Here is a 23689-nt window from a genome sequence, read left to right on the forward strand (position 1 = left end):
GCTAGATCCTCGGCATCTTCGAGAACAGGCGGAAAGCGTTCTCCGTCGTGATCCGCGCGACCTCTTCGGTGGAAAGGCCGATCGTATCGGCGAGCACCTCGGCCGTGTTGACGACATAGGACGGCTCGTTGCGCTTGCCGCGCCAGCGCTTCGGCGCCAGATAGGGCGCGTCCGTTTCCACAAGCAGCCGCTCATGCGGGATCGTCCTGGCGATCTCGCGCAGCTCTTCCGACTTCGGGAAGGTCAGGATGCCCGAGAAGGAGATATAGCCGCCGAGCGCGACGCCGGTCTTGGCCAGCTCCGGTCCTGCGGAAAAGCAGTGGAGAATGAAGGGGAAGGCCCCCTTCCCGCTTTCCTCGGTCAATATGGCAGCCATGTCCTCGTCGGCGCTGCGGCTGTGGATGACGAGCGGCAGCTGGGTCTCGCGCGCCGCCACAATATGCCGGCGAAAGCCGGTCTGCTGATCCTCGGGCTTCTGCGTGTCGTAGAAATAGTCGAGGCCGGCCTCGCCGATCGCCACCACCTTCTTATGGGCATTGGCGAGACGCACCAGGTCTTCCGTCTCAATATCCAGCTCTTCGTCGGCATTGTTCGGATGCGTGCCGACCGAGCAGAACACCGAAGGATATTTCTCTGTGATGGCAAGCAGCGTCTCGAGCTTACGCACCCGCGTCGAGATCGTCACCATCTGCGCAACACCGGCCTGATGGGCGCGCGCGACAATCTCGTCCCGCTCCGCCTCGAAGTCGGCGAAATCAAGATGGCAGTGCGTGTCGATTAGCACGGCCTCAAGCCTCCGGAGCCACGTAGCGCGGGAAGACCGGCGTCGGCGCTTCGAGGGTCGTTCCGGCAGTGAGACGGCCGGCTTCGCCGAGGGCAGCAAAATCGCGCTTGTCTGCAGGTGCCGCGACCAGATCGAGCAGCTTGCCTGATGAATCCGGCATGAAGGGTCGCAGCAGGATGGCAATCTGGCGCACGACTTCGGCGGTCACATAGAGCACCGTGCCCATACGCTCCGGATCGGTCTTCTTCAGCGCCCACGGCGCCTGGCCGGCGAAATAACGGTCGGTCTCGGAGACGACCGAAATGATCGAGGCGAGAGCCCGGTGGATCTGCTGCTTACCCATTTCCTCGCGGGTCGATGCATGCAGCGCGTCGACCTCAGCCAGCATGGCCTTGTCCTCATCGCTGAGCGCCCCGCATTCAGGGATCTTGCCATCGCAGTTCTTGACGATCATCGACAGCGAGCGGCTGGCGAGATTGCCGATACCGTTGGCGAGATCGGAATTGATGCGCGTGCCGATCGCCTCTTCGCTGTAGCTGCCGTCCTGGCCGAAGGAGACTTCGCGCAGGAAGAAATAGCGCACCTGGTCGAGGCCGAAATGGTTCACCAGATTGACCGGATCGACGACGTTGCCGAGCGACTTCGACATCTTCTCGCCCTTGTTGAGCAGGAAGCCGTGGGCAAAGACCCGCTTCGGCAGCGGCAGCTTCGCCGACATCAGGAAGGCCGGCCAGTAGACGGCGTGGAAGCGGATGATGTCCTTGCCGATGATGTGCACATCGGCCGGCCAGTATTTCGCCCGCGGGCCGTTCTTGTCCTCGATATAGCCGGTCGCGGTGATGTAGTTGGTCAGTGCGTCGACCCAGACATACATCACGTGGGCGGGATCGTCCGGCACCTTGATGCCCCAGTCGAAGGTCGTGCGCGAGACCGAGAGGTCCTTGAGGCCCGACTTGACGAAGGAGATCACCTCGTTGCGACGCTCGGCCGGACCGATGAAATCAGGGTTTGCCTCGTAATGCGCAAGCAGCTTCTCCTGGTATTCGGAGAGCTTGAAGAAATAGCTTGCCTCTTCCACCCATTCGACGGGCGTGCCCTGCGGCCCGTAACGCACGCCGTCGGCGCGCAGCTCGGTCTCGTTTTCCTGGTAGTAGGCCTCGTCGCGCACCGAATACCAGCCGGCATAGCTGTCCTTGTAGATGTCGCCATTGTCGGCCATCAGCTTCCAGATGTTGCGCGACGTCTCGTGATGGCGCTCCTGCGTGGTGCGGATGAAATCATCGTTGGAAGCGTTGAGCAGCGTCGCCATCGCCTGGAATTCGCCGGAGTTGCGGTCGGCGAGCGCCTGCGCGGTGATGCCCTCGGCGCGCGCCGTCTGCTGCATCTTCTGGCCGTGTTCGTCGGTGCCCGTCAGGAAGAACACATCCTTGCCATCCAGGCGCTGGTAGCGCGCCATCGCATCGGTCGCGATCAGCTCATAGGCATGGCCGATATGCGGCTTGCCGTTAGGGTAGGAAATCGCGGTGGTGATGTAGAAGGGTGTCTTGTCTGTCATGGCGGCCAATGTCCGGCTAACTCTATAAAAATGGTCAGCCGCTCTTAGCGCATGTCACCGTCAAGCGAAACCTCAAGTTTCGCCGCCGCCAATGATTTCCGGACGATGGGGGCGTGAACTTGACTCAGCTTCTCGCCCAATCTACCCGTCTTGGGAAAGAGGGCGGGACAAGAACGAAGTGCCAGTTTTCATCTATCGGAATGGTCGTGCCCGCGCGCCGTCAGGGGCGCTTGCTTGACATTCGAGCCGCTCTATTCGCTTTCCGGCCTGTTCGTCGGCGCCCTCGTCGGTATTACCGGCGTTGGCGGCGGTTCGCTGATGACGCCGCTGCTGGTGCTGCTCTTCGGCGTCCATCCCGCCACCGCCGTCGGCACCGATCTTCTCTATGCGGCAATCACCAAGACGGCCGGCACGGCCGTTCACGGCATGCATGGGCGGGTCAACTGGAGGATCGTCGGCAGCCTCGCAGCCGGCAGCCTGCCGGCCGCCCTGCTGATGCTCTGGCTGCTAGCCGGCGTCGATCGCAAAAGCATCGGCGTGACCAATACGATCACCACGGCACTCGGCTGGCTTCTCGTCATGACCGCGATCATGCTGGTCTTCCGAGGCCCGATCCTCGAATTGGCGCGCCGCGCCGTCGGCGATCGCACACCGCCAAAGCCGACAACCATCCTCGCCCTCACCGTCATTCTCGGATTCGTTCTCGGCGTCCTCGTCACCTTGACCTCGGTCGGCGCTGGCGCGCTGGGGGTGACGATCCTGCTGGTCCTTTATCCCAGGCTCGATGTGCGCGAAATCGTCGGTTCCGACATCGTCCATGCAGTACCGCTGACCTTGATCGGCGGCACCGGTTATTGGCTGATCGGCGAGATCGACTGGCCGATGCTGCTTGCCCTGTTGATCGGCTCTATCCCCGGCATCATCATCGGAAGCCTTCTGGCGCCGAAACTGCACGAACGCACCATCCGCATCGTCCTTGCCGCCACGCTTGCCGTCGTTGCATTGAAGCTGCTGACCGGCTGATCAAAGCGCGATGCCGAAAAATGTCAGCGGTGACGCGCTTTAAAGGCCCGGCTGCTTGATATCGGCGAGAATGCTGATGATCGTCTGCTTGCGGTCGAGGTTGTAGCCATCGGAAATGGTCAGCCGCTCGGTGATTTCGGAATAGAGCCGGGCCAGCCGCTCCGCCGTCGCGATCCGTCCCTCGCCGGCCGCTACGCGCGCGCGGTTCATGATGTCGTCGCCGACATGGCTGACGAAGAAATCGAAGATCGTGTCGCTTTCCCGGCCTGAAAGTGCATCGGCCAGCCGATGCATTGCCTTGCGGGCTGTCGGTCCCTCGGCGGCAAACATCTCGTCATAGGCAGCGATGATCTCGCCGCCGCCGTAGTTCAGGAGTTTCAGCGCCTCGCCGACGCTGCCCTTGGCGGCCGAAAGCACCGCCCCGCCCTCGCCTGATATGCCGAGATGGGTAAGGGCCGCGACGAGTTCATCGTCGGCAAGCGGCGCCAGCTTCAGCGGCAGGCAGCGCGAGCGGATCGTCGGCAGCAGCCGTCCCGGCGCATGCGACAGCACCAGGAACAGCGCCCTCTTCGGTGGTTCTTCCAGGATCTTCAGGATGGCGTTGGCCGCATTGCGGTTCATGTCGTCGGCCGGATCGATGATGACGATCCGCCAGTTGCCGGTGCCTGAGGTCTGCGAGAAGAATTTGCCGGCGCGGCGCACCTCGTCGACAGTGATCGCCGATTTCACCTTGCCGGTCTTTTCGTCCACCGGCCGGGCAAGGTGCAGCAGATTGTGCGAGGCGCCCGAGGCAATCTGCCGGCTGACCGGAGAGGCAGGATCGGGATCGCCGATCGTCTCCGGCGCTGTCTGGGGATCAGGATGCGAGAGCACGTGATTGGCAAAGCGGAAGGCGAGCGTCGCCTTGCCGATGCCCTCCGGCCCCTCGATCAGGATGGCGTGGTGGCCCTTGCCGGACCGGTAGGACTGCGCAAGGAAGGCTTCTGCCTCCGCATGGCCGAACATCCTGGTATTTTCTCCCGGCCAGATGGCGCCGTCGAGCAGTCCGGGCCTTTCCTCACTCATAATGGGCTTCACTCATGATGGGCGGCTTCCGGCATTCGCAAACGGCCTGACGGCGACAGCAGCTGTTGGACGATCGCCAGGATCTCGGCGGCGATCGCCTCCTCGCTCTGCATGGCGTTGACCACGTGGCAGCGCTCCGGTTCGCGGGCGGCGATATCGAGAAAGGCCTCGCGCCGTTTTTCGTGCGTTTCCAGCCGCTCCTTCTCGAAGCGATCGGGAGCATCGGCCGCGGCGCGCTTCTGCGCCCTCTCCAGCCCGACTTTGGCGGGGATGTCGAGGATCACGGTGCAATCCGGCATGACGCCGTTGATGGCGATGCGCTGCAGCGTCTCGATGAAATCAGGCTCGAGATTGCCGGTGATGCCCTGGTAGACGCGGGAGGAATCCATGAAGCGGTCGCAGAGCACGACCTTGCCCGATGCGAGGGCCGGCCGGATCACCTCTTCGACATGGTCGTTGCGCGCCGCGGCAAAGAGGATCGCTTCCATCCGCGTGCCGAAGGCTTCGGCAGCTCCCGACAGCAGCACGTGGCGCACGGCCTCCGCGCCCGGCGATCCGCCTGGTTCGCGCGTCATCAGCACGTCGTGACCTTCGCCCTTCAGCGCCTCGGCGAGGCGGCGGATCTGCGTGGATTTCCCCGCGCCTTCCCCGCCTTCAAACGTAACGAACAATCCCGTACCGGATGACAATGACAACTTCCCGCATTCCAGGCGCCGCAAGCGCCTCGTTCCTTCTATCTATCCGAAGATATCACGGAGGAAAACCTTTCGCCGCGGCGACATATTCACCTTTCCCGGCTAATTGCGTTGGATACAGCTCGTCAGACGGGCGCGGGCTTGTCCCAGAGCCAGGAGAAGAACAGCGATTCGCCGAGTTCCAGCATGGCATCGACCGCCCGGCTGCTGAGCGATCCCTCGCCGACTGCCTGCACGGTATAAAGCGGCACTTCCCTGAGCAGCCGGCTGCCTGCGAAAATCCTCAGCGTTCCTGCCTGGGTATCCGGCTTGACCGGCGCCGTCAGCGGCCAGCGATAGATGATGCGCGCCGACAGCCGGTCGGGATTGCTGATCGGGATATAGACGCTGACCGGCGCCTTGGCGACGAGGTCGACGGTACGCGCCGTGCCGCCATAGACGCTGGCAGCACCAATCACTTCCTTCTCGCCGAAGATCTGCCGGTTCTCGAAGGCCGTCAGCCCCCATTCGAGTACGCGTTTGGCTTCCTCCGTCCGCTCCTTGTCGGAGGCGATGCCGGCAAGCGCCACAAAAAGCCGCCGGCCGTCACGCTCAACCGAAGCGACGATCGAATAGCCCTCGCCCTCGGTAAAGCCCGTCGCCAGCCCATCGGCGCCGAGATCGAGCCCGAGCAGCGGATTGCGGTTGCGCTGGAAGATCTTGTTCCACTCGAAATCCGGCTGCGCGAAATAGGGATAGAGGTTCGGATAGGTCTGCTGGAGGGCGGCGGCGAGCGTCACCATCTCGCGTGCCGTCACCTTGCTCTTGCCGTCGGGAAGGCCGGTGGAATTTCCGAACTCGGCCTTCTCCATGCCGAGCTCGCGGGCGCGCCGCGTCATCGACACGGCAAATTGCTGCTCGCTTCCGGCCATGCCTTCGGCGAGGATGATGCAGCTGTCGTTGGCGCCCTGGATGGCGACGCCCTTGATCAGGTCCTCGACGCGCACGCGCGATTTGAGGCTGGCAAACATTGTTGCCGTCCGCGACGGCGCGCCGCCCGTCCGCCAGGCATATTCGGAAACGGGATATTCGGTGTCGAGCGTGATCTGGCCCTTGGTCAGCGCCTCGAAGGCGAGATCCATCGTCATCAGTTTGGCGAGCGAGGCCGGCGAAAAGCCCTGATCCTCGTTTTTGGCGAGAAGCACCGTGCCGGTGGCGGCCTCGATCATATAGGCCTGCGCCGCCTTGGTGGCGAAACCGGCGGCACCGCCATCGGCTGCAAAGGCGCCGGTGGCGAACGGCATCAGGCATGCAAGCAGGCGAAGCGCGGGCTTCAGCATCGCAATTTCCATTTATGGAGCGGCGTATGTCGGGAGGTTAGAGCGAGGGGGTATTCGATGCAATGCCATGCTCAGCGGGCGGCGGACTTTGCGTGCTGGCGCTTGGCCGAGGCAAGGATGGACTCTTGCGTCAGCCCGTCATTGCGCACCATCACCGCGTCGAAGGCGAGATCGACGGTCACCGTCTTCACCTCTTCGTTCTGGTAGCCGAGGGCCAGCGAATTCTGGGGCCGCTCATAGGGCATCGGACCGATTTCCGGCAGCACGACCATCTGGTCCATGGCCTGCGCGCCATTGTTGAAGGACGGCGCTGATGGCGCCACCAGAACATGGGCCGCCGGTGCCGCGGCGGCTGCCGCATTGTTGCGGGCGCTCGGCGTCGAGCCGGCATAAGAAGTCGCCGACCTAGGCACCGGCACGTTGGCCGGCGTCTCGTAGTCTTCCGAACTCTGCAGCTGGTCGCGGGTGATCTTGCGGCTGTTGGAGGCGACCATGACGCCGGTTGCGATCTGGCCTTCCGGATTGACGCCGGGAAGGCGGCTGCCCTTCGGCGCGTAGGAGGCCATCAGATAGGGCATGTCGTGGCCGTCCATGCGGGCGCGGCCGACATATTGCACGCGCACTTTGCCGGTGCCGCTGTGCTGCAGATCCAGCATGTCGGCCGTCTTGTTCGAAAGGTCGATGATACGGCCTGCATGATAGGGGCCGCGATCGTTGACGCGCACGATGACGGAGGAGCCACTTTCGAGATTGGTGACGCGCGCATAGCTCGGCAGCGGGAAGGTCGGATGTGCAGCTGAAAGATGCATTTGGTCGTAGACTTCGCCGTTGGCCGTCAGGCGCCCATGAAAGGCCGAACCATACCAGGAGGCGACGCCGACCTTGTTATAGGCGAAATCTTCCTTCGGATAATACCACTTGCCCTTCACCTCGTAGGGGTTGCCGACGATGTAGCGGCCGCCGCCCTTCGGGATATTGTTGCCGGTAGCGACCCGCGGGCTCGCCTTCACGCCGTATTCGGATTCGGAGAAGTATTCTTTGCCGTGGGATTTTTTCTTCGGCACCGCCTGTGTCGTGCCGCACGCCGCAACCGTCGCACACATCGCCGAGATCGCCAGCCACCGTGCTGTCGTTGCGAAAGACGCCGCCCCGTAATCCAGTTTCATATGCCCCACGCCGCTCAAAGATCGTTATGGTTAAGGAACCTTGCCCCATCTTGGGCCAACAACGCCTTATTCCCACCCGCCTAACGAGGCTTTAATCTTGCTAACTTCGTGGCAAATTTACGAACGATTTCGCAGCGATAGCGACAATTCTAATGATTATGGTTTATAAATCACTAACAAAAGCCCCGCCGCCCTGCCCTTTCGCCGCCGCAATGAAGCCCGAAATCATCGTGCCGATGCGGAGCATATGGTGAACATCCGGGCGGTTCCGGACGGCCCAAATGCTCCATACTGAAACGCGCTCTGCGCGTATTTGATGCGCCGCAGCGGCGACGCTTCGTTCTGCATGGGAACGAATTGTCCGCCACGGGCTTTGAAGGTTTAGACCTTTGGAGGATCACCATGAACGATGAAACCCTGACGCAGCTCGACACGATCAGCCATCAGTTGCATGCCCGATCTCGCCAGCTTTCCCAGCCGGATAAAGATAACGACATCGCAATCCTGATGTCGGCCCTCGCCGTGACGATGGAGGCGGTTCGATCTCTCGGCGGGGATATGAACCAGCTCAACGGTCCAAAGGGCCTTGGATCTGACGGAAGCTAAGTCTGTTATGTCCGCAGCAAATCACACAAAGCCTGTGCCGGGAACGATACGCGCGACGCGCTCATCTTCGACGTGGATGGGAAGCCGTGGTCGCCGCCTATGCTGCCGGTGGACGATAGCGAATCGACTTCGCCTTTTCCAAGGCTTCGATCGTATCGTCGACGCTGAGGAGGACAGTGGTCTCCATGGAACTGAGCGCGCCTCCTGCGCCGATCGCCAGCGCGACAGCCGCCATCGATACGTTATCAGGCGCCTCCCACAGATTCCAACCATCATGCTCGCCGAACGCGTACCAGAAGCCATGGAGCTTTCCGCCCACGGATTCAATGTAACTACGTGCCGCCTCTCGGCGATCCTCGGGGTTTTCGATCATCCGTGCCCAGGTCTCGGGCGTGTAGCTGAAGCGCGTGAGATACATGGCCATGGTTTGTTTCCTCCGCCAGAACAGCACAGTTAACGCTCAAGTCGGGGAGAACGCGAGTCATTTCCAATATATGGAACGGGCTCCCAACGGTCTCGGTCGGCAGTCTCCAGAAGAGCAGCGAGTTCCGCCGTCAGAAGGTCGCGCGGCGTTCATCGAAAAGTAGACTTTAGCAGTTATTCGAACCCCGCTTCTCATCTCACATCGGGTTCCGGCAATGGATCTTGCGACAGTCCTTCTTCTACACAAGTCTTCCTTCATCGTCGGAGCGATCTGCTTCTTCTATGTGAGATGGCGTTCCGGAGCGACGCCGGGGCTCGGCGTACTTGCCGTGGGTTTTACTTTGCTCGCGATCGCCTCAACGCTGGCAGGGTGGGACGAGAGCCTTCACATGTCCGATAATGCCAGGACGTTCTGGAGTTTTTCACTGGGCGCCAATGGTTACGGGCTGATGGCGGTTGGTCTTTTCGGCCTCAGTCGGCGTCAGAATTCTCTACGAGACTGGTGGCCGTTGCTCCTGCCCGTCGTCCTGATGCTGAGTGCGGCGATCACGCCATGGTATTTGAACAATGGATCGAGAGCATCCGTGTTCAATGGCAACGCCACCATCCTGCTTGCCTTGTCAGGTTTCGTGATCGCCCGCGACTTCTTCCACGAGCGTCTTACCGCGCGGCTCGGCCTCTCCGCTTCAATTTGGGTGGCGACGTCTCTCTCGGCTTTGGTCGTCGTTGGTTTCATCTTTCCAGACGATGCGCCTCTTCCCCCGCGCTACGCTTTCTTTCTGCTGATCATCTGTCATTTCGCAGTGGCTCTGTTCGTGCTCGTCCTCGTGCAGGAAAGAGCCGAAGAAAAGCTTATCAGGCTTGCAAATACCGATATGCTGACCGGCATTCCCAACCGGCAGCATTTCTTCAATTCCCTTCCGAAAAGCCTCGGCTCCGGAGACGCCTTCATCCTCATCGATATCGACTTTTTCAAACGTGTTAACGATATGCATGGACACGACAAAGGCGATGTCGTTCTCATAAATGTTGCTCGGACGATTGCTCTGAGTGTCCCCCCTTCCTGTGTGTTCGGCCGGCTGGGCGGCGAGGAGTTCAGCCTCTTTTTTCGCGGCCAAACGGCAGCCTCTGCTTTTGCGCTCGCTGAGCGGATACGCGAGGCTGTCAACGCCGTGAGCCTTGTCTTGGAAGGAAATCAGGTCACCCCTTCCGTCAGTGCAGGTGTGGCTCTTTGGGAAGCGGGCCTGACCGAACAAGACATTCAGAAGCGTGCAGATCAGGCGCTCTACATTGCCAAAAACAAGGGTCGCAACAGGGTTGAGTTGTTCAGCAGCGTCGGGTTGACCTCCAGCGTCCTTGCGCCCGACCCGCTACCGGCTCGCGCGGGCTGAAGAACAGCGGAAGCGCGGCTCTCTCGAGCTAGTTGCACGTCATGGCGAAGATGCTGGCAAATGCTGCAGAGCACGTTGACGCTGCTAACAAAGCTGCTAAAAAGCCAGCCATCGAGTGATTGGGTCGCAAATCGGTAGCAATGGCCGGTTCGTAGACATCGACAGCATGTTGATGTCTCAACCTTTTCAATCAGATGGAAGAGTGTCCGAGTGGTTTAAGGAACCGGTCTTGAAAACCGGCGTGCGGGAAACCGTACCGTGGGTTCGAATCCCACCTCTTCCGCCATATTGTATTGATTTTGTTGTATAATTTCTACTTTCCGCCTGAGAATTGCACGCTTGTCATAACCCCGCTTCTGGTATGAAAACCGCCGGCAGGTGAGGCCGGCGGCGCATTTGTTGAGCACCAAGGTTGGTTTCCGTGGCACTGCCGGCTAAAAATCGAAATACACGGTCACGCCTGACCGACGACGATCGGGGTAACGGTCGCGATAGCCGTAATAGTCGCGACTGCCGTAATACCGCGGACGATAGCACGAGCCGTAATACCGACAGTCGCGGTAAGCGTACCGGTGTTTCTTCCGGTGGCCATACGCATGTCCATTACCGTGGCTCCGGTGTTTGACCTGCTCGACGTCGGGGGTATGCATATGTACTGCGTTCGGCACAACGATCGGCGCGGCGTTCAGCGGCAGGGCGAAAGATGCAGACAAGATCATGGCTGCAAGTGAGGAAAAAAGCATCTTCATCGGCGCATCCTTTCAGGCTGCGATTCTGGGTTAATAAGCATTAACCTCCGATGAACAGCTGCGAGCATCCCAGAAAACACCGGCCGGCGCGCCGCTGGTGTGGTCGCGGGTGGTGATCGCGCCGGCCTATGGTGTTGGTCCCGCCGCCGCTGCGGCTCGGCAGCGCCGCGCTCTTCGTTGCTACGCTTGCACGCCAAAGCGATGTTGTCTCGATTGTTGCGGCCGCCATTAGAGCGGCGCCGCAGGTGCTCAAGGGTTTCGGCATTCCGCGGCTGCTTATGAGGCGGTTGGTCACTCAAAACCATAGGCCGGAGGCAGTAGCCGCAGCGGCCGCCCTGTTTCTCGCGTATCTTGATGCGGTTCTGAATGTGGCGGGTCATGATCAGCCGGTGATGGGTTCGATGGCCGGGCCAACGACTGCTCGCCGCTGCCTGCCGTGAGCTGAGCTAAGAATTTTGATGTCGTAGAGTTCACGAGCCTTCCGCCATCCGTCGTTTTCCGAAAATTGCGGTTTTGTACCTCAGGAAGGTTGGCCTTCCCTAAGGGCAACAGATGAGTTTCACCCCCCTCCTTTGCGTCGACGATGAGATGATGTACAGGCAGCAACAGGACGCGACCGCCATTAACTTAAGAATGGGGTCGGGCGGCAGATTGACGTCACGTCGCTGCCACGAGATCACGTGGCCGTCCTCTGGTCGGCGTGCGCGCAGCTTGACCCTGCACGAGCAGCAGTCGCCTATCTCGACTGAGATGATATTATTGGGGCTGCAACGGCAAGGGAAATGACTTTGTCAGCAGCACCCTAGGTCTTCAGGTTTCCAATTTGGTATACCCGGCGTCTTAAGCGGCCCAACAAGCGCGAGGCTCCTTTTATGATCGTTCAAGCTTGCATCAACGGCGCACGTCCGAGCGATTTCCATCCCCTCCTTCCCCTGACGATCGATGCCATGGTGCGTGATGCCACGGCTTCGGTTGCTGCCGGCGCTGCGGAGCTCCACGTTCATCCGCGCGGAGCCGATGGCAAGGAGAGCCTTGCCGCCGTCGACGAGACGGTTGGTGCAATCCGCTGGGCCTGCCCGGGAACGCTGATCGGCGTGTCCACGGGCGCCTGGATCGAAGGTGATCGGGAGAAAACGCGGGAAGCCATCCGCCGATGGGATGTCCTGCCGGATTATGCCTCGGTGAACCTCTCGGAAGACGATGGCCCCGGCGTCATGCAGCTGCTGCGGCAGAAGGGTGTCGGCATTGAAGTCGGGCTGGCATCGGTCGCCGATGCGGAGCGCTACATCGGCCTCGATGATCATGACCGGGTCTTTCGCGTGCTCATCGAGCTCGATGACGAACAGGATTTGCAGCGCGCATGCGATATCGCGGGCGGCATTATCAAGGTGCTCAGGGATAGCGGGGTCAATCGGCCCATTCTTCTGCACGGTTTCGACGACACCGTCTGGCCCTTCGTCAGGTTGGCGCGCGAGCGGCGCTACTCCACCCGTATCGGCCTGGAAGATGGCAAGCACCTTCCGGATGGGACGATTGCGAACGACAATGTCGTGCTGGTCACTGCGGCCGTTGCGATCTTCCGTGGCCAATCGAACTGATGCCTAGATGTCGGCGGCCAGGCGGCAGTTCGGAATCTCTTCGGCGCCATCAGCCGGCATCGTCAAGGCGCAGAATGTTTCGAAATATTGGCTCGGCGATGCGGCCAAGTGCGCGAAGATATGGAGTGCGCGGAACGCACGGTACATTCTCATTCCATGATACCAATGCGGCCTCGTGAAGCGGGATGCCCTGGTCGAAATCTTGACCGTCGCTCATATCGGCAGATAAGCGGGACGCGGCCGACCTCAGTCGATGATTGCCGGACAGCCATCACGAAAAGTACGCGTATATCAAGACGCCAATAGAACCCCAGAAGATAAGCGGTGTCAGTATCATCCCCGCAACGAACATTTTAGTCACAGCAACACTCCGAAACCTCCACGCATGCCGCAAGGACCTATCGCGTTGACCGAAAGTTGCTATGGGCACGAAGTCCGGGATGGATCGGACCTTGGTCTGAGCTTCGCTCGCGCGGCCTGCCGGGCTCAACTCTCCCCGAGCGCTCGGCGGCGGCGGTAAGTCCCGACCGCAATGGCGAGCGCGACGATAATCAGTGCTGCCGCAACGGCGAAGGTGACCCGCATACCTGAGGCGACGGCCTCGGGATGCGCCGCTGTGATATCGGGTGCTCCCGAAGAGAGCGCGAAGACGGCGCCCATCACGGATGCGCCGGTAATCAGCCCGAGATTGCGCGACAGGTTGAGCATGCCGGAGATGACGCCTCGCTGGTCGGGACGGACATCCGCCATGACGGCAGTGTTGTTGGCCGCCTGGAACAGCTGATAACCGGGTGTCAGCATGGCGATGGCGGCGATGTAGCCTGATATCCCGGGCAGCACGGCCATGGCGACGGAGGCTGCCGCCATGGCAACGAGCCCTGCGACAACCACGAAGGACGTGTCCAGACGGTCGACCAGGCGGCCAGCCGGGACCCCGCTCAAGATGGAGATGACGGGCCCGATCGACATGACGATGCCAACGAGAGCTTGATTGAGCCCGAGCGCATGGGAAAGGTAGAATGGCGCCACCACCAGCGTCGCCATCATCACAGTCGAAACCAGCGCGTTCATCGCCAGGCTGGCGCTGAGGACGCGATTGCGAAATTCCGTCAACTGGATCAGCGGCGATGCCGCTCTCGCCTCGGCTAAGACGAACAAACCGGTGCCGAAGACGGCGGCCGAGAGCAGAGCGACGTTCAGCGGCCCAAAGCGGCCGTGCCCGATCGTCATCGCCAGCGCATAGGCCGAAAGCGTCAGCGCAAGCAGCAGTGTGCCCGCCAAGTCGAAGCCCTTCCGATCCGTCTTCCCCTTGCTGATATCGGCGGGCAAATGGCGATAGGCGAGAACGAAGGTCAGAACGCCGAGCGGCACGTTGACGAGAAAGATTGCCGGCCAGCCGAGCCCGGCGATCAGCAGGCCGCCGAGCGAAGGCCCAAGAGCGGTGCCGATCGCCGACATCGTTCCGAGCAGCCCCATGACGCTCCCGGTTTTTTCCTTCGGCACCGTTTCGCCGACAAAGGCCATGGTGAGCGCCATCATGATGGCCGCACCCAGCCCCTGCACGGCGCGCGCGGCAATCATCAGCCATAAAGTCGGCGCGACGCCGCAGAGGATCGAGGCCAGCGTGAAGAGCAGGATGCCGATGAGCAGCAGCCGGCGTCGGCCGGTGATGTCGCCGAGCCGTCCGACGCTGACGACCAGGGTGGTGATGGCAAGGAGATAGGCGAGAACGATCCACTGCACATCCTGGAAGGACGCATTGAACGCTTGCGCCAAGCTCGGCAGGCCGACATTGGCGATGCTGGTGCCGAGTGACGGCAACAACATCGAGAGGGAAAGACTGGCAAGCGCCCATCGTACGGAGGGTGACTGTTCGGCGATGGCCTCGCTTCGCTCTGCAATGATCGATTTCACCACGTGAACTCCGTTTTCTCTTAGTTCCCCAAATGGAACTGGTGAAAACCTAGTCCTATGTTTGATATGGCGGAAGGCGCATGATTTTCACTTCATTCATGCGTTTGGCGCCACATCACGATGAAAGCGTGTTATAGCTGATGCATGTCGACACCCGATCTCAACTTGCTGGTCACTCTCGATGTGCTGCTTGCCGAGGGCAGCGTTGCGCGTGCGGCACAAAGGCTGCGGCTCTGCCCGTCGGCGATGAGCCGGGCCTTAGCGCGATTGCGCGAAACGACGGGCGATCCGCTGCTGGTGCGCGCCGGCCGCGGCCTCGTCCCCACGCCGCGCGCGCTCGAACTGCGCGAGCGGGTCGGCCGGATTGTCGAGGACGCGCAGGCGGTCCTGCGTCCTGCCGAGGCGCTTGATCTTCAACGCTTGGTCCGGACGTTCACCTTGCGCACCAGCGAAGGCTTTGCCGAGAGCTTCGGACCTGATCTTATCGCACGCCTCGGCCGGCAAGCGCCCGGCGTGCGGCTGCGCTTCGTGCAGAAGCCGGACAAGGACAGCGCCCCGCTTCGCGACGGGACCGTCGATCTGGAAACCGGCGTCGTCGGCGGGACGACCGGGCCGGAGGTGCGGGCGCAGGCCTTGTTCCGCGATCGTTTCATCGGCGTCGTGCGCTTGGGGCATCCGCTTTGCGAGCGCGAGTTGACGCCCTCCCTTTATGCCGCCGGCCAGCACATCTACGTCTCACGGCGCGGGCTCGACAAGGGACCGATCGATGAAGCCTTGACCGCGCTCGGGCTGGAGCGGCAGATCGCCACCATCGTCAGCGGCTTTTCCACGGCACTGGCGCTCGCCCGAACCTCCGATCTGATCGCCAGCGTGCCCGAACGGCACACCGGAGTCTTGCGCGCGGGAATGCATAGTTTCCCCCTCCCCGTCCCGACGCCCGAGATCACGGTGTCATTACTCTGGCACCCCAGGATGGATGCCGATCCCGCGCATCGCTGGCTGCGCGGCTGCGTTCGGGACGCCTGCGCGCGCGCTGATTGAAGGAGTGCGTAGGATCTGAGGTCGGGCCGATTGATCCGTTCGTGTGGTTGACTATCCCGCGTCGCCATGATTTCCCGTCGGGATCACCAAACGGGGACGTTATGACCGACATCATTGTAAAAGACAGCAACGGAAGCCAGCTGCACGACGGCGATTCCGTGACGCTGATCAAGGACCTCAAGGTCAAGGGAACCTCGGAGACGTTGAAGCGTGGAACGCTGGTCAAGGGCATTCGCCTGACCGACAATCCGGGCGCGATCGAGTGCAGCACCAAGCAGGTCAAAGGCCTGGTGCTGAAAACCGAGTTTTTGAAGAAGGCATAGGATCTGCCTCGCCTGCGATGCTCGGTCGACGCTTCGTAAGTCCGACTCCGACGATCAATCGGCTTTCATCGCCTCCTGCGGCACTTCCTCGGTGATCACCTCGAAACGGGAGAGTGTAGCCGGGCCGAAGGCTGTCGACATCGCGACGTCGGTGGCGTCGCGGCCGGTCCCCATCAGGATCCGGCCGATGCGAGGCGTGTTGTGGCGGGCATCGACCGTATGCCAATGACCGCCGAGAAAGACCTCGAACCAGGCACTGAAATCCATCGGATTGGGATCGATCGGAACGCCGATATCGCCGAGATAGCCGGTGCAATATCGTGCGGGAATATTCATGCATCGGCAAAGCGCGATGGCGAGATGGGCAAAGTCGCGGCAAACGCCCGCCTTGTCGGTGAAGCCGCCATGCGCGGTCCTGAGCACGTCGGCCTTCAGGTAATCGAAAGTGATGTGGTCATGGACGAAATCGCAGATCGCCTGGACACGCGCCCAGCCGAGCGGCGTCGACGAGAACCTTGCCCAGGCGAAATCCGCAAGCCTGTCGGTGTCGCAATAACGGCTGCCGAGCAGGAAGACCAGCACATCGTCCGGCAGATCATTGATCCCGTGCTGGACGGCATCGTCGGGAACGATGTCGGGTTGGCCGCTGTCATAGATCTCGAACTCCGTGGAGATCGTCGTCAGCCCGGGCGGAGCGACGATCCGGCTGCAGGCATTGCCGAACCCATCTGTATAGCCCCAGGCCTCGATCGGCCGGTCGAATGTCAGGATCTGATCGCTGAGAAGATCAGCGCGACGGGAGGGATGGATGTTGAGGACGAGCAGCATCGGCGTCGGCTGCGTGCATTCGTAGCCCAGATGAAACCCGGCGCGTATCTTCATTGTGGCTTCCTTCTCGCGTCTCCGCATCGGTGGAGGTGAGTAGGGAACGTTGATCGCGCGACCCGGTTCCCATGGCTGCGGGCGGCCAGGCCGGAGTAATCCAAGATTACCTCAGACGTAGTCGAGATCACCTCGTGGTGACGTTGACCTGCACCGTCATGCTGTCGAAATCCTTCCCGTCCCCATCATAGCTGCCGCTCAACGGGACGGCCTGGCGCGGATCTCGGGCAACCGCGACACGAATGAGATCGCGGTTGCCGACGATGCCGTTGGTCGGATCGAACTCCGTCCAGCCGGCGCCTGGAAGATAGACCTGGCACCAAGCATGCGTGGAACCGCCGCCGAGCACGGTGGAACCGTCCCGGTCGGGAACATAGACATAGCCCGTGACGAACCGCGCCGCGAGGCCAAGCACCCGTGCCGCCTCCATCATCAGAAGCGCAAAATCCCGGCAGGTGCCGGAGCGAAGCTGCAAGGTCTGCAACGGCGTCTGGGTTCCATGTTCCTGGCGCCGCGCGTAGACGAAGCTCTCGCGGATGGCGTAACAGAGCGTCATCAGCAGATGCCCGGTCTCCGTTGGACGCCCCTGGCGCACGAACTGGCGTGCCCAGCGCCCGACCTCGTCGTTCGGGTCGGGATAATGGCGCTGCATCGCCGGCGTCAGATCGGCAATTTCGTCCTTGTCGTAGGAGAATGGATAGGTCAGGGCCGCATCGTCGACCTTGAGATCCAGGGCGACCTGCGGCGTATGATCGAGCGTGATCCAGGTTTCGAAACGAAGTTCGGACGCCGGCCTCGAAAAATCGACGAGCGCCACGCAATTGCCGAAAACATCGTGGATCCAGCGCACATGGCTTTCCTCAGGATAGATCGTCAACGACGCTTCGATCAGCCGCTGGTCGAAACTGTCGCGCGGCCGGAACATCAAGCGATGCTCGCCGAAATCGACGTCCCTGACGTAACGATAGGACGTGATGTGGCGGACAGAGAAAATCGTCATAAGCCGCCGTCGAATCTGTTCACTTTGCTGCTCCAAGGCGGCAACGCCGCCTCTCCTCTGCGGAAGCGCCCTGCCGGCTTTCCCGCTCATCCCGATTTCTTGTCATATAAGCACGTTCGAAAGATTGCTATTGTATCTTCACCGATCGGCGGCGGGGCCGTCCAACCTAAGAGGATAACATGCATATCATCTGGGACGTTCTGACGCTTCTGCTGACAATCGGCTCCCTCTATGGCGGTCGCGAATACCGGATTATTCGCGCTCGTGCCCGCGCTCAGAACTGGGGCAACTTCTGATTCGATCCGGACATCTCTGATTCGATTCCGAATCCTGGCCGCATTGGTCGTTGCCGATCGCCATTACGTCGAATGACGTAAAGTCATGCGCTTAAGAAAATGCTTTATTAGTCGAGGCGGAAGCCTATCCGCCCATTCTCCCTGTTAATCCTAAGCCCGCCTCACCCCAGGCGGGCTTTTTTATTCCATCGCCTGCATCACTTCTTGGCGCCGGCCGAAAGCACCCGATGTGTTGCATTGTCCATTGCGTGGCTTGCTTCCTGTCCATCCTTCTTCAGCCCGTATGCGGTATTGCCGCAGCCGGAAAGTGTCAGCAAGCCGATGCAGGCGATGGCGATTGCAGCTTTTGGCATCAAGTGGTCCCCTTGGCTGAATGGCGATTCAGAGCATGATCGCGAAAAGTGTGAGCGGTTTTGACATCATGCTCTAACTCTTAATTTGCAACAGGATTCAGATTTTAGGTCGACTGGGCCTAAAATCATCCTGTTCTAGGGAAAATGATACACTCCTCGACAAAATCAATCGGCAGGCGATAAGCGCGAGTGGCGGTATGGAACTCCCTGACGCGGATCGGCGTTTAGGGGTGCCATCCAACCGGGTTAATGACATGGATTATGAGCTTGCCTTCGCCGCGACGGTCGCAACAGCGTCTTTCCTCGTCTTTATGCTGATCGTACACCGGACCTGATCGCCCGCGACGCGGATTGCCCGACGGCGCGCGACAGCGCCGGCCCGTTCTGCGGCCGCGTGTCTGCGAGCCAGAGAGACTGCATCTCCAGCTGCATCTAAAGCATCTCGCGCCAAAGGCGACGAGCCGGCAGAGTGTGGAAGGTCTGGAGCGAAAGTAGCATGATCCGCCAGCAGACACGGCAGGGCTGCAAAAATAAACGTTTTGACATCCGAAAGTATTACGACGTCAGCGGATGTATTAAATTTTAACTAATTGCTATGCTTAACTATCTGTTAACAATATTCTTGCGCTCCTTCCGCTTCCGCTTATGCTTTACGCAAACGGGAGAGGAAAGATGTTTAGCAAAAGCTTGATTATGCCTTTTGGCTTCGCATTGCTGGCCATTGCTGGCCTCCTGTTTCAGATCGTCGCATACGCGGTGCACTCCCCGGTCACCCTGCTGCAGCCGTGAGTCACATAAGTTGCTGAACCCGCAAAGCAATCTCAGTAACTAGGAGTGGAACTTCGTTTCGTTTCGTGCATTCTGTGACTCGTTTTGCCAGGAGGGAGATAACTATGGAAAGCGCAGGCGTGGGTTGGATTGCAGCCATCATTATCGGCGGTGTCGCCGGATGGCTGGCGGAAAAGGCAATGCGCAGCAGCATGAGCCTGCTCATGAACATATTGCTCGGCATCATCGGCGCTATTGTCGCCAACTGGATCCTGGGTCTTTTGCACATCCAGCCGCTCGCCGGTTGGCTGGGTTATCTGATCACCGGTTTCGTCGGTGCCTGCATCTTGATCGCGATCGGGCGCGTCATCCGCCGCTGACTTGGCCGCGCCAACTGAGCCCGGTCGCGTCAGCTGGCCCGGCTACTTTTGGACGGATGCAAACACTAAAAGCCGGGCGTTCATGGCGCCCGGCTTTTCTTCACTCTGAATTGCCGTTCAGCGGCGGCTGAGCAGGCCGAACACGTAGGCAATGCCTGCCGTCACGGCGAGTGCCACGAGCGGTTCTTCGCGTACCTTGTCGCGCAGCCGTTCCGTCATCACCGAAGCCTCGTCGGTCACCGCCGACTTCGCCCCCTGCCCCAGCGCGACCACGCTTTCCGTTAGCCGGGAGAGATCGTTGCGAAGGGCTGCGACCTGCGCCGACAGATCGTCTGCTGCTATATCAGCCTTGACGCGCGCAGCGGTGGATTCGGCGGAAGCGGTTTTCAATTCTGCCATGGTCTGCTCCTGTTTCATGGGATGCCGCTTCAACGAAATGGCGGCCCGAAAGGTTCCGTCGCAACCGATCTTTTGTTCTCCGCAAAGCCGCCGCGGCGGAGCGGTCGACTTGTGCAGCTTTTCGCGTGACAAACCCTTCATTTCCTGTCGGGTTTGTTTTAAGGAACGTCGAATGTCCGCCCGCGCGCGGGTCAATGATACTGCGAGGTTTGCGTTTCTATGTTCCATATCCTGAGAAGAGCTGCTCAGACCTGGGTTGCCAAGCTGCTCCTGCTTCTGCTCGTCGTGTCTTTCGGCGCCTGGGGCGTGTCGCATCAGCTGCTGACAGGCGGTAACAGCACCACGGTCGTGACCGTTGGCGATCAGCATGTGGACGTCAACGAATTCCACCTCGCCTATCAGCGCCAGGTGGCAAACCTCAGCCAGCAGTTCGGCACGCGCCTCACCCCCGAGCAGGCCCGCGCCTTCGGCGTCGAGCAGCAGGTGCTCGCCCAGCTCGTCGCCGGCGCCTCGCTCGACCAGCTCGCCGAAGACATGAACCTCGGCCTTTCCGAAGATCGCCTCGCCCAGCTGATCGCTGACGATCCGGCTTTCAAGGCCGTCAACGGCCGGTTCGACCGCGAGCTCTTCATCTCGCGTCTGCGCAATGCCAACATCCGCCAGGACGATTACATCAAGGAGCGCAGCAAGGTCGCTGTCCGCAGCCAGGTGGTCGATGCCATCTCGAATGGTTTCACCGCACCGAAGACCCTGGTCGACGCCCTGAAGCTCTATGGCGATGAAAGCCGCAGCATCGATTACCTGCTGCTCACCAATGCCAATATCGAGCCGATCAAGGCACCTGCCGACGACGTGCTGGCAACGTGGTTCGAAGGTGTCAAGCAGCGCTACCGGGCGCCCGAATATCGCAAGCTCGCCTATCTCAAGCTGCAGCCTGCCGATATCGCCGATGCCGCGACCGTCACCGACGACCAGATCCACGAAGCCTTCGACAAGAGCAAGGATACCTATCGCACGCCGGAAAGCCGCACCATCGAACAGCTGACCTTCGCCAGCAAGGATCTCGCCACCGCCGCCGAAACGGCGCTGAAGAGCGGCACCAGCTTCGACCAGCTGGTCTCCGACCAGGGCAAGACGGCAAGTGACGTGTTGCTCGGCGAATTCACCAAGGACAAGGTTCCCGACCAGGCGGTTGCCGATGCGGCCTTCGCAGTTTCGCGCGATGGCGGCACGACGCCTGTCGTCGATGGCTCCTTCGGCTCGGTCATCCTGCGCGTCACCAACATCAAGTCGGAAACGGCGAAGAATTTCGATGAGGTGAAGGAGGATATCCGCAAGCAGCTGTCGCTCTCCAACGCCTCCCAGGAAGTGATCAACGTTCATGACCGCATCGAGGACCTGCGCGCCGGCGGTTCGACGCTCGAGGATATCGCCGGCCAGCTGAAGCTCAAAGCCGTCACCGTCGATGCCGTCGATATGACCGGCGCCGACAAGGACGGCCAAGAGGTCAAGGATATTCCCGTCAAGCAGCAGCTGCTCGGCGAAGCCTTCAAGACCGAGGTTGGCGTCGATGCGCCGCCGCTGCCGATCGGCAATGACGGCTATGTCTGGTTCAACGTCCGCGAAATCACGCCGGACCGCGACCGCCCGGTCGCCGAAGTGCGCGAAAAGGCCGTCGAGGACTGGACGGCGGAACAGCAGAAGGCCGAGCTCGCAAAGAAGGCCGATGCATTGAAGGCCGAGGCGAAAAAGGGCACTGCCCTTGCCGATATCGCAACGCCGCTCGGCATTGCCGTCGAAAGCAAGAGCGGCGTCACCCGTTCCACCGATGATGCGGTCCTCGGCCGGGCCGGCGTCACCGCCGCCTTCTCCGGCCCGCTCGACACGGTCGCCAGCGCTGTCGGCGCCGATCCCTCGACGCAGATCCTGATGAAGGTCACCGAGGTCAACACCCAGCCGACCGGCGACGTGCTGAACAACCGCGATGCCCAGATCACCGCCATGGCCAATGCCGCCGGCGATGATATTCTCGATCAGATGGTCAACCTGCTGCAGACGCAGTACGGCGCCGAGATCAACCATACGCTCGCTGAACAGGCGACGACCCGCTAGGAGGCTTTATGACCGATCTGAAGCCGTTCCTGGCCAAGGCCGCAAGCCGCGAGCCGCTGACGCGTGACGAGGCCCGCGCTGCCTTCGACATCCTGATGTCGGGCCAGGCGACACCCTCGCAGATCGGTGGCTTCCTGATGGCGCTGCGCGTGCGCGGCGAAACCGTCGACGAGATCGTCGGCGCCGTCACCGCAATGCGCTCGAAAATGCTGACCGTCGAGGCGCCGGCCGATGCGATCGACATTGTCGGCACCGGCGGCGATGCCAGCGGCACCTACAATATCTCGACGCTGGCGGCGCTAATCGTCGCCGGCGCTGGTGTTCCCGTCGCCAAACACGGCAATCGGGCGCTGAGTTCGAGATCGGGCGCGGCCGACAATCTGGCCGCACTCGGCGTCAAGCTCGACGTCGGCCCCGAGATCATCTCCCGCTGCATTGCCGAGGCCGGCGTCGGATTCATGTTCGCGCAGATGCATCATTCCGCCATGCGCCATGTCGGCCCCTCAAGGGTCGAGCTCGGCACGCGGACGATCTTCAACTTGCTCGGGCCGCTCTCCAATCCGGCCGGCGTTCGCCGCCAACTGCTCGGCGTCTTCTCGCCGCAATGGCTGGTGCCGCTTGCCGAAGTCATGCGCGATCTCGGCTCCGAATGCGTCTGGGTCGTCCATGGCGACGGCCTCGACGAGATCACCACCACCGGCATCACACAAGTCGCGGCACTCGAAGGCGGCAAGATTCGCACCTTCGAGCTCTCGCCGGCCGATTTCGGCGTCAGCCCTTGCCTGCTCGCCGACATCAAGGGCGGTGACGGTGTCGCCAATGCTGCAGCCCTTCGCGAGGTGCTCGGCGGCGCCAAGAATGCCTATCGCGATGTCTCGCTCGCCAATGCCGCCGCCTCGCTCGTCATCGCCGGCAAGGTCGAGACGATCCGCGACGGCATGACGCTGGCCACGCAGTCGCTGGATAGCGGCTCCACCGCGCTTGCCCTCGACAAACTCATCGCCGTTTCCAACGATATCGACTAGGATTGCCCGATGACCGATATCCTGAAGAAGATCGAACTCTACAAGCGCGAAGAGATCGCCGCTGCCAAGGCGACAGTGTCGCTTGCCGATCTGAAGGCGATGCAGACCGGCCAGTCCGCCCCGCGCGGCTTCCACAAGGCGCTCATTGCCAAGCGTGATGCCGGCCGCTTCGGCCTGATCGCCGAAATCAAGAAGGCAAGCCCCTCGAAGGGCCTCATTCGCCCGGATTTCGATCCACCGTCGCTGGCCAGCGCCTATGAGGCCGGCGGTGCCGCCTGCCTTTCGGTGCTGACCGACAGTCCGAGTTTCCAGGGCGCGCCGGAATTTCTGACAGCCGCCCGTGCTGCCTGCGCGCTGCCGGCGCTGCGCAAGGATTTCATGTTCGAGACCTATCAGGTGCACGAGGCCCGCGCCTGGGGCGCCGATTGCATCCTCTTGATCATGGCCTCGCTGTCCGACGATGAAGCCGAACGCCTGCAGGACGAGGCCTTCGCCCTCGGCATGGACGTGCTGGTCGAAGTCCACGACGCAGAGGAGATGGAGCGGGCGCTGAAACTCTCCTCGCCGCTCATCGGCATCAACAACCGCAATCTGCGTACTTTCGAGGTCAGCCTCACCGTCAGCGAGGCGCTTGCCCCCATGGTGCCTGATGACCGGCTCCTGGTTGGCGAAAGCGGCATCTTCACCCATGCCGATTGCCAGCGCCTGCAGGCCGTCGACATCAATACCTTCCTTGTCGGGGAGAGCCTGATGCGCAAGGAGGACGTCGCCGCCGCCACCCGCGCACTGCTCTTTGGCGAAGCCGCCATCGCGGCCGAATGA

Annotated in this window: 24 protein-coding genes, 1 tRNA gene and 1 pseudogene; 12 read left to right on the plus strand and 14 right to left on the minus strand. The window is 61.3% G+C overall.

All coding sequences use genetic code 11. From position 1 onward, the window contains the following. Position 1: 1 nt before the first annotated feature. Together AC2444_RS10100 and metG are read right to left on the minus strand one after the other, a co-directional pair. Positions 2-784 (minus strand): TatD family hydrolase, encoded by a 783-nt coding sequence (locus AC2444_RS10100; RefSeq protein ID WP_012757497.1) that lies wholly within the window; start codon positions 782-784, stop codon positions 2-4. Between the two features lie 4 nt (positions 785-788). Further along, the gene (gene metG / locus AC2444_RS10105) at positions 789-2339 is read right to left on the minus strand and encodes a methionine--tRNA ligase (protein WP_012757498.1); all 1551 of its coding nucleotides are present in this window, start codon (positions 2337-2339) and stop codon (positions 789-791) included. A gap of 234 nt (positions 2340-2573) precedes the next feature. Between metG and AC2444_RS10110 the strand changes: the two genes are divergently transcribed. Further along, a complete protein-coding gene (locus AC2444_RS10110; protein WP_012757499.1) occupies positions 2574-3362 on the plus strand; it encodes a sulfite exporter TauE/SafE family protein in 789 nt (262 codons plus the stop codon). A 39-nt stretch (positions 3363-3401) separates the two neighbouring features. On the opposite strand, the gene AC2444_RS10115 is transcribed toward AC2444_RS10110, so the two are convergent. The 4 genes from AC2444_RS10115 to AC2444_RS10130 all read right to left on the minus strand — a co-directional run bounded on the left by AC2444_RS10115 (position 3402) and on the right by AC2444_RS10130 (position 7607). Further along, the gene (locus tag AC2444_RS10115; RefSeq protein ID WP_012757500.1) at positions 3402-4427 is read right to left on the minus strand and encodes a DNA polymerase III subunit delta'; all 1026 of its coding nucleotides are present in this window, start codon (positions 4425-4427) and stop codon (positions 3402-3404) included. Positions 4428-4435: 8 nt separating this feature from the next. Further along, entirely contained in the window at positions 4436-5116 is a 681-nt protein-coding gene (gene tmk, locus AC2444_RS10120) for a dTMP kinase (protein WP_017994106.1), read from the minus strand. A 131-nt stretch (positions 5117-5247) separates the two neighbouring features. Then, positions 5248-6441, minus strand: coding sequence for a D-alanyl-D-alanine carboxypeptidase family protein (locus AC2444_RS10125; RefSeq protein ID WP_012757502.1), 1194 nt, complete (start codon positions 6439-6441; stop codon positions 5248-5250). 71 nt (positions 6442-6512) lie between these two features. Continuing rightward, entirely contained in the window at positions 6513-7607 is a 1095-nt protein-coding gene (locus AC2444_RS10130) for a septal ring lytic transglycosylase RlpA family protein (RefSeq protein WP_012757503.1), read from the minus strand. Between the two features lie 402 nt (positions 7608-8009). Between AC2444_RS10130 and AC2444_RS10135 the strand changes: the two genes are divergently transcribed. Further along, positions 8010-8213 carry a hypothetical protein gene (locus AC2444_RS10135; protein ID WP_012757504.1) on the plus strand — a complete coding sequence of 68 codons (204 nt, stop codon included), beginning with the start codon at positions 8010-8012 and terminating at the stop codon, positions 8211-8213. Positions 8214-8310: 97 nt separating this feature from the next. Here the strand turns inward: AC2444_RS10135 and AC2444_RS10140 are convergent, their stop codons facing one another. Further along, the gene (locus tag AC2444_RS10140) at positions 8311-8637 is read right to left on the minus strand and encodes a GYD domain-containing protein (RefSeq protein WP_012757505.1); all 327 of its coding nucleotides are present in this window, start codon (positions 8635-8637) and stop codon (positions 8311-8313) included. Positions 8638-8851: 214 nt separating this feature from the next. Between AC2444_RS10140 and AC2444_RS10145 the strand changes: the two genes are divergently transcribed. Next, positions 8852-10027, plus strand: coding sequence for a GGDEF domain-containing protein (locus AC2444_RS10145; RefSeq protein WP_012757506.1), 1176 nt, complete (start codon positions 8852-8854; stop codon positions 10025-10027). 196 nt (positions 10028-10223) lie between these two features. Next, positions 10224-10313 (plus strand) — tRNA-Ser (locus tag AC2444_RS10150). Positions 10314-10461: 148 nt separating this feature from the next. Here AC2444_RS10150 and AC2444_RS10155 read toward each other — a convergent pair. Together AC2444_RS10155 and AC2444_RS10160 are read right to left on the minus strand one after the other, a co-directional pair. After that, a complete protein-coding gene (locus tag AC2444_RS10155) occupies positions 10462-10776 on the minus strand; it encodes a hypothetical protein (RefSeq protein ID WP_012757507.1) in 315 nt (104 codons plus the stop codon). Beyond that, a pseudogene (locus AC2444_RS10160) lies at positions 10773-11042 on the minus strand (hypothetical protein); the annotation flags it as partial. The pseudogene AC2444_RS10160 and the gene AC2444_RS10155, both read right to left, overlap by 4 nt. On the opposite strand from AC2444_RS10160, the gene AC2444_RS10165 reads away from it, so the two are divergent. Both AC2444_RS10165 and AC2444_RS10170 read left to right on the plus strand, forming a co-directional pair. Then, complete coding sequence (locus AC2444_RS10165) at positions 10926-11216, plus strand: hypothetical protein (RefSeq protein ID WP_244432256.1); 291 nt, start codon at positions 10926-10928, stop codon at positions 11214-11216. The pseudogene AC2444_RS10160 and the gene AC2444_RS10165 sit on opposite strands and share 117 nt — an antisense overlap. Positions 11217-11648: 432 nt before the next feature. Then, positions 11649-12374, plus strand: a complete 726-nt coding sequence (locus AC2444_RS10170; RefSeq protein ID WP_012757509.1) for a 3-keto-5-aminohexanoate cleavage protein — start codon at positions 11649-11651, stop codon at positions 12372-12374. 486 nt (positions 12375-12860) lie between these two features. On the opposite strand, the gene AC2444_RS10175 is transcribed toward AC2444_RS10170, so the two are convergent. After that, positions 12861-14288 carry an MFS transporter gene (locus AC2444_RS10175; protein ID WP_041935659.1) on the minus strand — a complete coding sequence of 476 codons (1428 nt, stop codon included), beginning with the start codon at positions 14286-14288 and terminating at the stop codon, positions 12861-12863. Positions 14289-14432: 144 nt separating this feature from the next. Here AC2444_RS10175 and AC2444_RS10180 point away from each other — a divergent pair, with 144 nt between their 5' ends. Continuing rightward, the gene (locus tag AC2444_RS10180) at positions 14433-15329 is read left to right on the plus strand and encodes a LysR family transcriptional regulator (protein ID WP_128449868.1); all 897 of its coding nucleotides are present in this window, start codon (positions 14433-14435) and stop codon (positions 15327-15329) included. 101 nt (positions 15330-15430) lie between these two features. Further along, positions 15431-15652, plus strand: coding sequence for an alkylphosphonate utilization protein (locus AC2444_RS10185; RefSeq protein ID WP_012757513.1), 222 nt, complete (start codon positions 15431-15433; stop codon positions 15650-15652). A 54-nt stretch (positions 15653-15706) separates the two neighbouring features. On the opposite strand, the gene AC2444_RS10190 is transcribed toward AC2444_RS10185, so the two are convergent. The 3 genes from AC2444_RS10190 to AC2444_RS10200 all read right to left on the minus strand — a co-directional run bounded on the left by AC2444_RS10190 (position 15707) and on the right by AC2444_RS10200 (position 18183). Then, on the minus strand, positions 15707-16534 hold the full coding sequence (locus AC2444_RS10190) for a transglutaminase-like domain-containing protein (protein WP_012757514.1): 828 nt from the start codon (positions 16532-16534) through the stop codon (positions 15707-15709). 127 nt (positions 16535-16661) lie between these two features. Beyond that, positions 16662-17534: a transglutaminase family protein gene (locus AC2444_RS10195; protein ID WP_012757515.1), complete on the minus strand. Its 873-nt coding sequence runs from the start codon at positions 17532-17534 to the stop codon at positions 16662-16664. Between the two features lie 493 nt (positions 17535-18027). Further along, positions 18028-18183, minus strand: a complete 156-nt coding sequence (locus AC2444_RS10200; RefSeq protein ID WP_003539802.1) for a hypothetical protein — start codon at positions 18181-18183, stop codon at positions 18028-18030. An 893-nt stretch (positions 18184-19076) separates the two neighbouring features. Between AC2444_RS10200 and AC2444_RS10205 the strand changes: the two genes are divergently transcribed. After that, complete coding sequence (locus AC2444_RS10205) at positions 19077-19331, plus strand: GlsB/YeaQ/YmgE family stress response membrane protein (RefSeq protein ID WP_003539804.1); 255 nt, start codon at positions 19077-19079, stop codon at positions 19329-19331. Positions 19332-19448: 117 nt separating this feature from the next. On the opposite strand, the gene AC2444_RS10210 is transcribed toward AC2444_RS10205, so the two are convergent. Next, entirely contained in the window at positions 19449-19730 is a 282-nt protein-coding gene (locus tag AC2444_RS10210) for a hypothetical protein (RefSeq protein ID WP_003539806.1), read from the minus strand. A gap of 219 nt (positions 19731-19949) precedes the next feature. On the opposite strand from AC2444_RS10210, the gene AC2444_RS10215 reads away from it, so the two are divergent. Genes AC2444_RS10215 through trpC form a run of 3 tightly spaced genes read left to right on the plus strand, consistent with a single transcriptional unit; the run spans position 19950 to position 23689 of the window. Further along, positions 19950-21842, plus strand: a complete 1893-nt coding sequence (locus AC2444_RS10215) for a peptidylprolyl isomerase (protein ID WP_012757518.1) — start codon at positions 19950-19952, stop codon at positions 21840-21842. An 8-nt stretch (positions 21843-21850) separates the two neighbouring features. Next, complete coding sequence (trpD, locus tag AC2444_RS10220; protein WP_012757519.1) at positions 21851-22867, plus strand: anthranilate phosphoribosyltransferase; 1017 nt, start codon at positions 21851-21853, stop codon at positions 22865-22867. Between the two features lie 9 nt (positions 22868-22876). Further along, positions 22877-23689, plus strand: coding sequence for an indole-3-glycerol phosphate synthase TrpC (gene trpC / locus AC2444_RS10225; protein WP_012757520.1), 813 nt, complete (start codon positions 22877-22879; stop codon positions 23687-23689).

The sequence above is a fragment of the Rhizobium sp. WSM1328 genome (assembly GCF_057653715.1).